A 14310-nucleotide genomic window follows, 5' to 3' on the forward strand; every position below is an offset into this window, starting at 1 on the left:
GGCTCTGGGGCCGAGAATCTCCGTCGAATTCGTTAGGGGCTGGGGCAGGGGCAGAGGTAGGCCCGGGCTGGGGCTTGGGCTTGGGCTGGGGCTGGGGCTTGGGCTTGGGCTGGGGCTGGGGCTGGGGCTGGCGCGTGCTCAGGTAGGCGCGTGCTCGGGTAGGCCCGGGATCAGGCGAGGGACAGGAGCAGCGTCGGCAGCAGCAGGAGTGCGGCGGCGCCGGCTGCAACGAAAAGCACGGCGGAGGGCGTCAGCGGCGCCGGCGGGGTGATCAGGCGGCGAACGCGGGGTGTCACCAGGTCGAACGGATGGTCCGGGCCGTCGGCGAGTTCGACATCCGTTCCCAGCGGGTCCACCTGGTGTGCCGACCCGACCAGTGCGATCGCGGTGGCCAGCGTGCGGTCGTCGACGACCCGCCGGGCCTGGTCGTCGGCGAGCATCTCGACCAGCAGGGCGACCGCGTTCTCGGCGCGGTTCGCGATCGGGAACCACGGCAGTGCGCTGTGCCAGGACTTGAAGGCGAGCAGCACGAGGTGGTGCCGCTGCAACAGGTGGGCGCGCTCGTGTGCGATCACTGCGCGCAATTGGTCGGCATTCAGCAATTGCAGAAGGCCGCGGGAAAGCACGGTCGCCGACCGGGTCGCGCCAGGCAGGCAGTACGCGACCGGGGCGTCGTGTTCGATCACACGGGTGCCGGAATGGCTCGGCAGAGGGTCGCTGAGCAGTCCGATCAGGTGCCGGTGCCTGCGGTGCTGGCGCCCCGCGCGGGAAAAGGTCGCGGCGAGGTTGAGCAGCAGATGGCTGCCGAGGATCAGCGCCGCGCACAGCAGGAGCACCGAGCCGAACGACGTGCCGGCCGGCAATGTGCCGGTGACGAGATGGCCCGCCAGCGAGCGGATGCCCTCGAACAGGTTCTCGCCGAACGGGATCAACCCGAAGCTGAGCAGCGAGCCGATCATCGAGAGCCCGCCGGCCAGGGCGATGGCCTGCCACAACACCAGGGCGACCGCGGGGGAGCGGGCCGGCCAGTCGGCGGTGGCAAGCCAGATCGGGACCGGACCGGCGAGCAGCACGGCCACGATCATGAGCGCTACGGCCGTGACGAACACGATTTGGCCGCTCTGACGCGTGCTGACTGGAGCAGGGACTGGAGCGGGGACTGGATGCCGGTCACTCGCGACCGAGAGTTACGGTGCCGAGGAGCAGGCGCAAAACGTCGGCCTCCTGCGGGGTGACGTCCCCGATGAACCGGGCGAGGGCCGCCTGCCGGTCAGGAGCAGAGCCGAGCACCTTGTGCATCAGCTCCGCGGTATGTTCCGCCCGGGTCGACACGGCCCGGTAGCGGTGCGGTCGGGTGTCTCGGTCGCGGGTGACGAAGCCCTTGGTCTCGAGGCGGGAGAGCACCGTGAGCACGGTCGTGGTGGCGAGTGGTTTGCGCCTAGCGGTGGCGGTCGTCGGGGTGAGTAGCCGATCCCGGAGATCGTTGGCAGGCAGAGACTCCTTGGCTTCCCACAAAACATCCATCAGCAGTCGTTCCAGCTCTCCCAAACTCCCCATATTGGGGAGTCTAGCGGGCGGCAATCAACTCTTCTACGTCTCGTAGAATAGAGATGTTCTACACAGTGTAGAAATACCCGATGACGCTGGAGGGCGCATGAACGAGTGGCTGGATCCGTTACTGCTGTCGAGATGGCAATTCGGTCTGACTACCGTCTATCACTTTCTCTTCGTACCGCTCACGATCGGGCTGGCGTTCACGGTTGCGCTCTTCCAGACCGCCTGGGTGCGCACCGACAAGGCCAAGTACCTGGAGCTGACCCACTTCTTCGGCAAGATCTTCCTGATCAACTTCGCCATGGGCGTCGTTACCGGAATCGTGCAGGAGTTCCAGTTCGGAATGAACTGGTCGGACTACTCCCGCTTCGTCGGTGACGTCTTCGGCGCCCCGCTCGCCTTCGAGGGCATCATCGCCTTCTTCCTGGAGGCCACGTTCATCGGACTGTGGATCTTCGGCTGGGACAAGCTGCCCCGCGGCCTGCACCTCGCCACCATCTGGCTGACGACGGCCGGTTCGATCGCCTCGGCCTACTTCATCCTCGCGGCGAACGCGTTCATGCAGAACCCGATCGCGTTCCGCATCAACGAGGAGCGCGGCCGGGCCGAGCTCACCAGTATTGGCGAGCTTTTGACCAACCCGATCGCCCTGGCCTCCTTCCCGCACACGATCTTCGCCTGCTTCATGGTGTCGTCAGGCCTCGTCATCTCGGTGGCCGCCTGGCACCTGCTGCGCAAGCAGCACGAGGAATCCATGCGTCCCGCACTCAAGTTGGGCATGTGGATGATGGTTGTCTCCGGTGCGCTCACCACCTTCTTCGGCGACTCGCTGAGCCTGGCCATGACCGCGGCCCAGCCCATGAAGATGGCGGCGGCCGAGGCGATGTACAAGACAGCGACGGGCGCCGAGGCATCCTTCTCGATCTTCACCCTCGGCACCCCCGACGGCGTCAGCGAATTATTCTCGATTCGTATCCCATACCTTTTGTCGTTCCTGTCGACCCACACCCTCAACGGCACGGTCGAAGGCATCGACAACCTGCAGGCGCAGTATGTGAGCCTGTACGGCCCCGGCGACTACACCCCGACCATCTGGATCACCTACTGGGCCTTCCGCTGGATGATCGGTCTTGGCATCGCCCATATCCTGGTTGCCGTCGTCGGCCTCTGGCTGACCCGCGGCGGGCGCAGCCCCCAGGCCACCTGGGTCTGGAAGATCGCCATCTGGAGCTTCCCGTTCTCGCTTCTCGCCATGAGCGTCGGCTGGATCTTCACCGAGATGGGGCGGCAGCCCTGGCTCGTGTTCGGGCTCCTGCGCACCGAGGACGGCGTATCACCCAACGTCAGCGGCGTCGAGATCCTGATCTCGCTGATCGCGTTCACGCTGATCTACGGCGCCCTCGCTGTCGTCGAATTCAAGTTGATCCTGCAGGCCGTGCGGAAGGGACCTGCCCCGCTGGCGGAACCCGACCCGGTTTCCGGCAAGGTCAAGCCACAGGTCACGGTCTACTAGGAGCGCATGATGGATCTCAACATTCTCTGGTTCTGGATCATCGGTGCACTCTTCATCGGCTACTTCGTTCTCGACGGCTTCGACTTCGGCGTCGGCATGTCGCTGCCCTTCCTGGGCAAGGACGACCTCGACCGCCGGGTCATCATCAACACCATCGGGCCGGTCTGGGACCTCAACGAAACCTGGCTGATCGTGGCCGGCGCAGCACTCTTCGCCGCCTTCCCGGAGTGGTACGCCACCCTGTTCAGCGGGTTCTACCTGGCCCTGCTGGTGATCCTTCTCGCCCTCATCCTGCGCGGGGTGTCATTCGAGTACCGGCACCAACGCCCGGAAGCAACCTGGAAGAAACGCTTCGACCTCATGATCGTGATCGGGTCTGCCGTTCCCGCTCTGCTCTGGGGTGTCGCCTTCTCCAACATCGTGCGGGGCGTGCAGTTGGACGCGGACTTCAACTACATCGGCTCCTTCTTCGACCTGCTCAACCCATACGCCCTCCTGGGCGGGCTCACCACGCTGCTCCTGTTCTTCACCCACGGCGTGGTCTTCATCTCCCTGAAGACCGAGGGGGACATCCGTCAGCGCGCTCAGAGGCTAGCCGTCAAGGCCGGGTTGGCCACCATCGTGGTGGCCGCCTCGTTCCTGGTCTGGACCACCCTTGCCTTCGGCAGCCTGGCCACCGGTGCCTTCGCCGCCCTCGCCGCGGTTGCCCTGATCGGGGCGTTCCTGGCGAACCTGCGGGGCGCCGAAGGCTGGGCCTTCACGCTGATGGCCGCGACGATCGCCCTCGCGGTGCTGACGCTCTTCGCGTCCCTGTTCCCCGACGTGATGCCGGCGAGCAACGATGCAGCCAACAGCCTGACCATCGAGAACGCCTCCTCGACGCCGTACACACTGCAGGTGATGAGCTGGACCGCCCTGTTCGCCATGCCCGTCATCTTCTTGTACCAGGGCTGGACCTACTGGGTTCTGCGCAAGCGGGTCAGCCGCACGACCGTCTCGGCCCACGTAGAGTCCGCCGGACACTAAACGGAATGCGCCCCTTCGATCCTCGGCTCCTCCGCTACGCGTCCGCCGCCCGGTGGTTCCTGTCGGTGGGTGCCCTGCTCGGACTGGCGCAGACTGTCACGGTCATCGCGTTCTCCTGGCTGCTGAGCCAGAGCATCACCCTCGCGTTGACTGGGGCCTCTCAGGATTCGCTGGCCTTCACCACGGCCGCCCTTGCGGGCGTGATCGTGGTGCGGGCCGCGCTGGTGTGGCTCCTCGAGGTGGCCGCCACCCGCGGAGCAGCCCAAGTCAAGAGCCAGCTGCGCCGCCAGGTTCTCGACCGCGTCGCCGAGCGCGGCCCGGATTGGCTCAGCGGCCGGGCCAGTGTGGGCGTCTCCACCCTGGCCACCCAGGGGCTGGACGCGCTGGACAACTATTTCGCCCGCTACCTGCCCCAGCTTTTGCTGGCGGCGATCAGCACGCCCCTGCTGATCTTGGTGATGCTCTGGCAGGACCTGCCCAGCGGCATCACAGTCATCGTAGTGCTGCCATTCATCCCCGTCTTCATGGTGCTGATCGGCCAGGCCACCCAGTCCGTGCAGCGGCAGCAGTGGGAGTCCCTGCAGCGGCTGTCGACGGGGTTCCTCGACCTCGTCGGTGGGCTCGGCACGCTCAAAATCTACGGTCGGGAGCGACGCCAGTTCGCCCGGGTGCGCTCCATCACCGAGGACTACCGCGGCCGCACTATGAAGGTGCTGCGGGTCTCCTTCCTCAGCGGGTTCGTGCTCGAACTGGCGGCCAGCCTGTCGGTGGCCCTTGTTGCCGTCTCCATCGGGCTGCGCCTGGTTGACGGAAGCCTCGCACTCGGCGTCGGCCTGTTCGTGCTGCTGCTGGCCCCGGAGGCTTTTCTCCCCGTGCGGCAGGTCGGCGCCCAGTTCCACGCCGCGGCCGACGGTCTGGCGGCGGCCGAGGAGGTCTTCGCCATTCTCGACGACGGTGCCGGGCCCCGGGCCGTGGCGACCCCGGCTGCCTCGACTGCCCCGTCTGGCGCGCGCACCGGAGCAGGCCCCGCGGATACCGGCGTGCTCCGGTTCGAGCAGGTCACGATCCAGCGGGGCACGGATGCCCCCGTGCACGACTTCAGCGCCGTCTTCCGCCCCGGCGAACTCGCCGTGGTCGTGGGCCCGAGCGGCACCGGAAAATCCACGCTGGTGGCCGCCCTGCAGGGATTCGTCCCCTTCGACGGGCGGATCCTGCTGAACGGTGCGGAGCAGACCCTGGGCACACCGCGCCCGTGGCTGGCGTGGGCCGGGCAACGGCCGGGACTGTTCCAGGGAACGATCGCCGACAATCTCGCGCTCGGTGACGCGTCCGTCGATCGGGACACCGTGGCCCGGTCGCTGGAGTGCGCCGGAGCGGGCGATCTGGAGCCGGCCACCATGCTCGGCATCGCCGGCGAGGGACTCTCCGGCGGACAGGCCCAGCGGGTCGCAGCGGCCCGCGCCATCTACCGCGCTGAGAGCCACGACTGCGCCGTGGTCGTTCTCGACGAGCCCAGTTCGGCGCTGGACGAGGCGGCGGAGGCCTCTCTCGTCGCCGGCCTTCGCCGGCTCACGACCGAGGGGCGGATCGTGATCGTGGTCAGCCACCGGCCTGCCCTGCGGGACGCCGCCGACCAGATCGTTGCCCTGCACGAGGTGGCCCATGTCTGATTCCGGACCCAGCCCGAGTGGGATCGCCGGCCCCCGGCCGGCCGGCCGGGCCGAGGTGCGCGCTGTCCTGCGCCTGGCCCAGCCTCCTGCCCGCCGGTTCGCCCCCGGCCTGGCCGCGGGCGTGCTGAGCGCGGTCTTCGCGGTGGCCCTCCTGGCGTCGTCGGCGTGGCTGATCACCCGAGCCGCCGAGCAACCGCCGGTCATGTTCCTCTCGATGGCGGTCGTCGGGGTGCGTGCGTTCGCCCTCGGCCGGTCTGCGTTCCGCTACCTCGAGCGTCTGGCCAGCCACGACGCCGCATTCCGCCAGCTGGCTGACCTGCGCGTGGGCATCTTCTCCCGGATCCTGCCGCTCTCCCCGGCCGGCCTCGGAGGCACGAGCCGCGGCGACCTGCTCAGTCGCCTCGTGCGCGACGTCGACGACCTGCAGGACTTCCCGCTGCGGGTGGTGCAGCCTCTGGCCACGGCGGGGATCCTCTTGAGCGTGAGCGTGGTCGGGGTCTGGCTGGTTCTCCCCGCCGCCGGTGTCACGCTGGCGCTGGCGCTCCTCGTTGCCGGTCTGCTCGCCACCGTCACCTCCAGCGCGCTGTCCGCCCGGTCGGAGCGCCAGCTTGCACCCCTCCGCGGAGCCCTCGCCGGCGAGGTGCTCGAGGTGGTGGAGAACCTCGACGTGCTGAGCGCCTTCGGGGCCCTCGATGCCCGCCTGGCCACCCTTGCGGCGGCCGACGACCGGCTGCGCCGGGCCTCCCTGCGCCGGTCGCTGGGCGTGGGCGTGCAGGGAGCCGTGCTGTCACTGTTCGCGGGTCTGGCGACGGTCGCCGCGCTCCAGGTCGGCATTCCGGCCCTCTCCGGGCCGGCTGGCCTCAGCGGACCGGGCTTCGTCGTGGTCGTGCTCGTGCCCATGGCGGTGTTCGAGGTGTTCGGAATGATCCCGCTCGCGCTCGGCGTCTGGCGCCAGGTGCGCTCCAGCGCCGCGCGGGTGGCGACGGCGGTGCCGACCAGCGTCCCCACGGAGATCCCGGCGGAGTCGGTAACCGAGCCGACGGATGCGCCGGCGGATGCGATGTCCACCACGAGCGTCAGCGCCCACCCGGTGCTCGAACTCACCGACGTGGGTGCCCGCTGGCCCGGTTCCGTTACCCCGGCGGTCATGGGCATCACCCTGCGCCTGGCGCCGGGGGACCGCGTGCACCTGGCAGGGCCGAGCGGCGCCGGCAAGACCACCCTGGCCCAGACCCTGGTGCGCTTCCTCGACTACACGGGCTCGTACCGGCTCGACGGCGTCGAGGCGCGCACGCTGGCCCCGGCCGAGGTGCGTCGCCGGGTGGGACTGTGCGAACAGCGTCCCTGGCTCTTCGACGACAGCATCCGTCAGAACCTGCTCTTCGCCCGCACGACGGCCACCGACGACGACCTCGAGGCCGTGCTCGCCCGGGTCGGACTGGGGGAGTGGGCCGCCAAGCGTGGGGGCCTCGACGCCCGGGTCGGCGAGCGGGGTGCCCTGGTCTCCGGCGGTCAGGCCCAGCGCATCGCGCTGGCGCGGGCGTTGCTGGCGGATTTCGCGGTGCTCATCGTCGACGAACCCACCGCCAACGTCGACGAGGCGCAGGGCGACGTGCTCGTGCGGGACATCCTGGTCACGGCGGCGGAGGACGGCCGTGCGGTGCTGCTCATCTCACACACGCCGGTGCCGGACGACCTGATCACCGCGAGGGTCGTCGTGCCCGGACCTGCCCGCTGAACTTGACAGCCGAACGAGGGGTCGCCCGACCGAGCATGCGGTCAGACGACCGGAGGCTCCGGCTGTTCCATGTGTCGCTCCTCGCGGCGGTGCAGCCAGCGTTTGACCAGGAACACGAGCAGCACGAAGAGCGCGATCGCGCCGACGAAGAGGTATCCGGCGAAGTGGAGCCGGTCGGAGAGCTCGCGGTAGCCTTCGGCGGCGGCCGAACCGATCGACACGTAGGCCACCGCCCAGATCACGCAGGCCGGCACGGTCCACTTCATGAAGGTGCGGTAGGGCATCGGGCTCATCCCCACGGTCAGCGGGATCAGCGAGTGCAGCACGGGCAGGAACCGCGACAGGAACACGGCGATGCCGCCGCGCCGTGCCAGGTAGATCTCGGCCCGGGCCCAGTTGCGTTCCCCGAGCCGGCGCCCGAGGCGGCTCATCCGGATCCACGGCCCGAAGTGGCGGCCGAGCGCGAAGCCGATGCTCTCGCCGATCAGGGCTCCGACGATCACCGCGGCGACGAGCCCCAGGAACTCGGCCGTGTTGCTCACCGCGGTGCTCGCCACGATCACGATGGAATCGCCCGGCACGACCAGGCCGACGAGAACGGATGTCTCCAGCAGCATGCCGAGTCCGGCCAGGAGGGTGCGCAGCACCGGATCCACGCTGGAAACCGTATCCAGGATCCAGCTGAGGATATCGTTCACGACCCACAGCCTAAGCCGTGCACCCGCAGCGGGGCTGGGGACCTGCCCTTGCCCCGCGACTGGGGGATACGCTAGCGTCACTGCAGGGCCGCTCAAGGACGACCGGCCCACGTTCGATCCAGTCTGAGGGACCCTCATGAAACAGAATCGGAATATACGTCTCGCCGCCATCGGCACGGCCGTGGCCCTGTCGGTCAGCGTCGGGCTGCCCGCCTACGCCGATAACGGAACGGACACCGGCGCGCTGCGCGAAGCCGTTACGGCAGCCGGAATCATCGACCACCTGGAGAAGTTCCAGGAGATCGCGGACGCCAACGGCGGCACGCGTGCGTCCGGCACGCCGGGGTACGAGGCATCCGCCGTCTACGTCGAAGAGCGGCTCAAGGCCGCGGGCTACACGCCGATCCGTCAGGCCTACTCCTATGAGCAGTTCGTGCTGAACGCGGAGTCGTTCGCGCAGTTCACGCCCACCCCCACCACCTACGCTGCCGGCACCGACTTTGCCACGATGAGCTACTCCGGCTCCGGCACGGTCTCGGCGGCGGTACAGGCGGTCGACATCAACCTGGTCGGCGACCGGGCCTCGACCAGCGGCTGTGAAGCCGCGGACTTCGCGGGCTTCACGGCCGGGAACGTCGCCCTGATCCAACGCGGCACCTGCACCTTCCGGGTCAAGGCCGACAATGCGATCGCGGCCGGCGCCGCCGGCGTGATCATCTTCAACCAAGGCAACGCCGACGACCGCCTCGGTATCGTCAACGGCACTCTGGACGCCCCGCAGACCGCCGTTCCGGTCATCGGAACGACCTTCGCGCTCGGCGCGGCTCTGGCCGGGCAGCCTGCCCCGACCGTGCGGCTGGCCGTGGATGCTGAGGTCACCGTCACTGAATCCTTCAACATCCTGGCCGATTCGGCCGGTCGCGCGGACCGTACGGTCGTGGCCGGAGCGCACCTCGACTCCGTCGCCGAGGGCGCGGGAATCAACGACAACGGCAGCGGCAGCGCCGCCATCCTGGAAACCGCCATCCAGCTCGCCGCCTCCGGCAACGCACCCACCAACCGGGTGCGGTTCGCGTTTTGGGGCAGTGAGGAGGATGGACTGGTCGGCTCCGAGTACTACGTGTCACAGCTGACGAAACGCCAGATCAAGGCGCATGCCGTCAACCTGAACTTCGACATGGTCGCGTCGCCGAACTTTGTGCGCTTCGTCTACGACGGTGACGGCTCGTCCTTCGGCACCACCGGCCCGAACGGGTCGGCGCTGGTCGAGAAGGTCTTCCTGGACTACTTCGCCTCGCAGGGGCTGGCCGTAGAACCCACCGAGTTCGACGGTCGGTCCGACTACTTCGGGTTCATCGAGAACGGCATTCCCGCCGGCGGGCTCTTCACCGGTGCGGAAGACCTGATGACGGAGGCTGAGGCGGTCACCTACGGTGGCGTCGCCGGCGCACCGTACGATGCCTGCTACCACGCCGCATGCGACGACATCACGAACATCAATGCGGAGGTGCTGGAGCAGATGGCCGATGCCATCGCCCACACGACGATGACGTTCGGCGAGACCACCTCCGCGGTCAACGGCACGACCAGGGGCGGCGGCTCCGGCTCGACGGGGCTCCAGTTCAAGGGCAGCCTCGCTGTGAAGTAGCCACGCTGCAGCACCTGACGGAGAAAGGTGGGGACGCCGCCCGCGGGCGGCGTCCCCACTGCGTCCCCGGTGGGGTCGTGGGTGCGGTCCCGGCACCCAGATGAGTGGGTCCGAACGAATTCGACGGAGATTTTGCCCGGATCGGGCGCAGACACACGGGAAAAGCCGTTTTCCGGAGAATCTCCGTCGAATTCGTTCGAGACACGGCACCGAGTTCGGCAAGCGTGCGGCCGGGGCGGCAGATCGCTGCACTCCGGGGAGAATCTGGGCACCTAGGCTGGGAGTGTGACCGGGCCGACTCAGAGCATCCTCCTGCCCGAGTGGTGGGATCCGGCCCGCGTCTTCGACACCCTCTACCGCAACAGCCCGTACGCGTTCTGGTTGGATGCCGGCAACGGCGCCGAAACCGGCCTCAGCTATCTTGGGTCTGCGTCGCCCGAGTCCCGGTTCGTCACCGCCTCGGTGCCGGAGGGGACCGTGACGGTCTCGGTCGCCGGCGATCCGTCCGTGCCGGGCCACCTCTCACCCGGGACGATCTTCGAGTTCCTGCGAGCGGAGCCGGCCGGCTTCCCCGACGATTCCACCGAGGATACCGGCACCGACGATACCGGCGGCTTTCGGCTGGGCTGGGTGGGCTGGCTCGGTTACGAACTCGGCGCCCAGACCCTCGGCACGCCCGTGCACGACTCCCACTACCCGGATGCCGCCCTGCTCGAGGTGCACCAAGTGCTGGTGTTCGATCACGCGGCACGCACGGTCAGGGCGCTCGCTCGCCGCGCTTCCGGCGACGCGATGGATGCCCCGCAGGTGTGGGCCGATGCCGTGCTCAAGGCTCTCGCCACGTCGGAGCCGCCGCCCGCAGCATCCGCGACCCGGCCGGTCACGTGGCCTGTCGGCCCCGCTGCCGGCCCCGTTGCCGCTGCCGGCGCAGCCCGGTGGCGGCACGACGTGCACCACTACGCCGAGCTGATCGAGGAATGCCAGGCGTTCATCCGGGCCGGTGACGCCTACCAGCTCTGCCTCACCAACGAGATCCTGGTCGACGTGCGGCCGCATCCGGTCGACGCCTACCTGGCGTTGCGCGCCGGCAGCCCCAGCCACCACGGCGGGCTGCTGCGTTTCGGGGACACCGCCCTGCTCAGCGCCTCCCCGGAACAGTTCCTGACCGTGACCCCGGGCGGCCTGATCACCACGAAGCCGATCAAGGGCACTCGGGCGCGCTCCCGGATGGCCGACCGGGACCGCGAGCTCCGCGACGAGCTCGAGGGCAGCGACAAAGAGCGCGCCGAGAACCTGATGATCGTCGACCTGATGCGCAACGACCTCGGCCGGATCGCCGAGCTCGGCAGCGTGCAGGTCACGAACCTGCTCGCCGTGGAGAGTTACGCGCACGTGCACCAGCTGGTCAGCACGGTCGAGGCGCGCCTGGCCGCGGGGCTGACCGGGGTGGATGCCGTTGCGTCCTGCTTCCCCGCCGGGTCCATGACCGGGGCACCCAAGATCAGTGCGATGACCATCCTCGACGCCCTCGAGTGCGGACCGCGCGGGCTCTACGCCGGGGCCTTCGGCTATCTGGGGCGAAACGGCGCGGTCGACCTGGCCATGGTCATCCGCAGCATCGTGCTCAGTCCGGACGGGGCCTCCATCGGCACGGGCGGCGGCATCACGGCGCTGTCCGATCCGCTGGAGGAGATCGAGGAAACCCGGCTGAAAGCGGCGGCGCTCCTGGCCGTCCTCGGCGTTCCTCGATCCGGAGCCGCCACGGGCCAGGGCCAGGTTTAGTAACCTAAGAGCTTGGACGCCGCCTCCGCGCGGCCCTGTGCCTGCTGGCGCAATCCCCACTGCAACGAAGAGAGTCACGTGGCACACGAGTACGACCACACCCGCACCGGCCAGGACAGCGAAGAAAAAGTTTACGATTTCGCCGCCATCCAGGCGAAGTGGCAGCCGATCTGGGAAGAGCTCGACCCCTTCCGCACGAACGATCCCGACGACGTTCGTCCGCGCAAGTACGTGCTCGACATGTTCCCGTATCCCTCCGGCGACCTGCACATGGGCCACGCCGAGGTCTACGCGCTCGGCGACATCGTCGCCCGGTACTGGCGTCAGCAGGGCTTCAACGTGCTACACCCCATCGGCTGGGACTCCTTCGGGCTGCCCGCGGAGAACGCCGCGATCAAGCGCGGCATCGACCCGCGCGGCTGGACCTACGACAACATTGCGCAGCAGAAGAAGAGCATGAAGCTCTACGCGGCATCCTTCGACTGGTCCCGCGAGCTGCACACCAGCGACCCCGAATACTACAAGTGGAACCAGTGGCTGTTCTTGCAGCTGTACAAGAAGGGCCTCGCCTACCGCAAGGACAGCTGGGTGAACTGGGACCCGGTAGACCAGACCGTCCTCGCCAACGAGCAGGTGCTCGCCGACGGCACCTCGGAGCGCAGCGGCGCCGTGGTGGTCAAGAAGAAGCTCACCCAGTGGTACTTCAAGATCACCGACTATGCGGACCGCCTGCTTGACGACCTGAACCAGCTCGAGGGCACCTGGCCGGCGAAGGTGCTCAACATGCAGCGCAACTGGATCGGCCGCTCCATCGGCGCCGACGTGGACTTCGTGATCGAAGGCCGCGAGGAGCGCATCAGCGTCTTCACGACCCGCCCCGACACCCTCTACGGCGCGACCTTCATGGTCGTCGCCCCCGACGCGGACCTCGCCGTCGAGCTGGTCGCGGATGCCTCGCCCACCGTCAAGGAACGGTTCCAGGAATACCTGGTACAGGTTCAGAACAGCACCGAGATCGAGCGTCAGGCAACCGACCGGGAGAAGACCGGCGTGTTTCTCGAGCGCTACGCGGTCAACCCGGCCAACGGCGAACGCCTGCCGATCTGGGCCGCGGACTACGTGCTCGCCGACTACGGCCACGGTGCCGTGATGGCGGTGCCGGCCCACGACCAGCGCGACCTCGACTTCGCCCGCCGTTTCGACCTGCCCGTGGTCGTGGTCGTCGACACGACCGCCGCGGTCACCGGCATGATCCCCGTGATCACGCAGGACATGATCGACGGCACCGAGGAGCTCACCTCCCTCGACCCGGCTCGCACTGGCATCGCACTGACCGGGGAAGGCCGCCTGATAAACTCGGGCGCGCTCAACGGCCTTAGCAAGAACACCGCGATCAAGCGCATGATCGAGCAGTTGGCCGCCGACGGTACCGGCCGCGCCGCCAAGAACTACCGTCTGCGTGACTGGCTCATCTCCCGTCAGCGCTACTGGGGCACGCCGATTCCGATCATCCACGGCCAGGATGGCGCCGAGATCCCCGTGCCGGAAGACCAGCTTCCCGTGTTGCTACCGCCCACCGACGGCCTCGACCTCAAGCCCAAGGGCACGTCGCCGCTGGGCGGCGCGGCCGACTGGGTCAACGTGCCCAACCCGATCGACGGCACCCCCGCACGCCGCGACGCGGACACCATGGACACCTTCGTCGACAGCTCCTGGTATTTCCTGCGCTTCCTGAACCCCACCGACGACACGAAGGCGTTCGACCCGAAGGAAGCCGAGAAGTGGGCGCCCGTCGACCAGTATGTCGGTGGCGTCGAGCACGCCATCCTGCACCTGCTCTACGCGCGCTTCATGACCAAGGTGCTTTTCGACCTCGGCTATGTCAGCTTCACCGAGCCGTTCACGGCTCTGCTGAACCAGGGCATGGTCATTCTTGACGGGGCCAAGATGTCCAAGAGCAAGGGCAACCTGGTCTACTTCACCGAGGAGGTCGACCAGTTCGGCGTCGACGCGGTACGGCTCACCATGGCTTTCGCCGGACCGCCGGAAGACGATATCGACTGGGCGGATGTCTCGCCGGTCGGCTCCGCCAAGTTTCTGGCCCGCGCCTGGCGCGTCGCCCGCGACGTCACGAGTACGGCCGACATCGATTGGAGGTCCGGCGACGCCGGTCTCCGCCGGGTCACCCACCGCTTCCTAGCCGATGCGCCCGGCCTGGTCGAATCGTTCAAGTTCAACGTGGTCGTCGCCCGACTGATGGAACTCGTCAACGCCACCCGCAAGGTGATCGACACCGGCGTCGGCCCCGCGGATGCCGCGGTGCGCGAGGCCGCGGAGGTCACCGCCATGGTGCTCAACCTGTTTGCTCCGTACGCGGCCGAGGATATGTGGCAGCTCCTCGGCCATGAGCCGTGTGTCGCTCTCGTGCAGTGGCGCAAGGCCGACCGAACCCTGCTCGTGGAGGAGTCGGTCACGGCCGTCGTGCAGGTCGACGGCAAGGTGCGCGACCGCATCGAGGTGTCCCCGAAGATCTCCGGTGACGAGCTGGAACGCCTCGCACGTACCTCGGCCGAGGTCATCCGCCGGATCGGTGACCGCGAGATCATGAACGTGATCGTGCGCGCGCCGAAACTCGTCAGCATCGTCACCCGCGGCCAGTAGCACCGCCTGCCTCGCCTCCC

Annotated in this window: 10 protein-coding genes; 7 read left to right on the plus strand and 3 right to left on the minus strand. The window is 68.2% G+C overall.

Annotated features, from left to right (window positions below):
- Positions 1 to 170: 170 nt before the first annotated feature.
- Positions 171 to 1109, minus strand: coding sequence for a M56 family metallopeptidase (locus E3T34_RS14215; protein WP_134343358.1), 939 nt, complete (start codon positions 1107 to 1109; stop codon positions 171 to 173).
- Between the two features lie 61 nt (positions 1110 to 1170).
- On the minus strand, positions 1171 to 1557 hold the full coding sequence (locus E3T34_RS14220; RefSeq protein ID WP_134343359.1) for a BlaI/MecI/CopY family transcriptional regulator: 387 nt from the start codon (positions 1555 to 1557) through the stop codon (positions 1171 to 1173).
- Positions 1558 to 1654: 97 nt separating this feature from the next.
- Here E3T34_RS14220 and E3T34_RS14225 point away from each other — a divergent pair, with 97 nt between their 5' ends.
- The 4 genes from E3T34_RS14225 to cydC are packed head-to-tail and all read left to right on the plus strand — an operon-like array spanning position 1655 to position 7501.
- Entirely contained in the window at positions 1655 to 3067 is a 1413-nt protein-coding gene (locus E3T34_RS14225; protein WP_134343360.1) for a cytochrome ubiquinol oxidase subunit I, read from the plus strand.
- A 9-nt stretch (positions 3068 to 3076) separates the two neighbouring features.
- A complete protein-coding gene (cydB, locus tag E3T34_RS14230; RefSeq protein ID WP_134343361.1) occupies positions 3077 to 4093 on the plus strand; it encodes a cytochrome d ubiquinol oxidase subunit II in 1017 nt (338 codons plus the stop codon).
- Between the two features lie 5 nt (positions 4094 to 4098).
- Positions 4099 to 5763 (plus strand): thiol reductant ABC exporter subunit CydD, encoded by a 1665-nt coding sequence (gene cydD, locus E3T34_RS14235; protein ID WP_134343362.1) that lies wholly within the window; start codon positions 4099 to 4101, stop codon positions 5761 to 5763.
- On the plus strand, positions 5756 to 7501 hold the full coding sequence (cydC, locus tag E3T34_RS14240; protein WP_134343363.1) for a thiol reductant ABC exporter subunit CydC: 1746 nt from the start codon (positions 5756 to 5758) through the stop codon (positions 7499 to 7501). Before cydD ends, cydC begins: the two co-directional genes overlap by 8 nt.
- 41 nt (positions 7502 to 7542) lie before the next feature.
- Here the strand turns inward: cydC and E3T34_RS14245 are convergent, their stop codons facing one another.
- Positions 7543 to 8199 carry a DedA family protein gene (locus E3T34_RS14245; RefSeq protein ID WP_104100010.1) on the minus strand — a complete coding sequence of 219 codons (657 nt, stop codon included), beginning with the start codon at positions 8197 to 8199 and terminating at the stop codon, positions 7543 to 7545.
- Between the two features lie 136 nt (positions 8200 to 8335).
- Here E3T34_RS14245 and E3T34_RS14250 point away from each other — a divergent pair, with 136 nt between their 5' ends.
- The 3 genes from E3T34_RS14250 (at position 8336) to leuS (ending at position 14290) form a co-directional block, all read left to right on the plus strand.
- The gene (locus E3T34_RS14250) at positions 8336 to 9847 is read left to right on the plus strand and encodes a M20/M25/M40 family metallo-hydrolase (RefSeq protein WP_134343364.1); all 1512 of its coding nucleotides are present in this window, start codon (positions 8336 to 8338) and stop codon (positions 9845 to 9847) included.
- Between the two features lie 285 nt (positions 9848 to 10132).
- Positions 10133 to 11629, plus strand: a complete 1497-nt coding sequence (locus tag E3T34_RS14255) for an anthranilate synthase component I family protein (RefSeq protein WP_134343365.1) — start codon at positions 10133 to 10135, stop codon at positions 11627 to 11629.
- Between the two features lie 78 nt (positions 11630 to 11707).
- Positions 11708 to 14290 carry a leucine--tRNA ligase gene (gene leuS / locus E3T34_RS14260; protein ID WP_134343366.1) on the plus strand — a complete coding sequence of 861 codons (2583 nt, stop codon included), beginning with the start codon at positions 11708 to 11710 and terminating at the stop codon, positions 14288 to 14290.
- Positions 14291 to 14310 lie beyond the last annotated feature (20 nt).

The organism is Cryobacterium sp. TMT1-62 (assembly GCF_004403145.1).
GTDB lineage: Bacteria > Actinomycetota > Actinomycetes > Actinomycetales > Microbacteriaceae > Cryobacterium > Cryobacterium sandaracinum.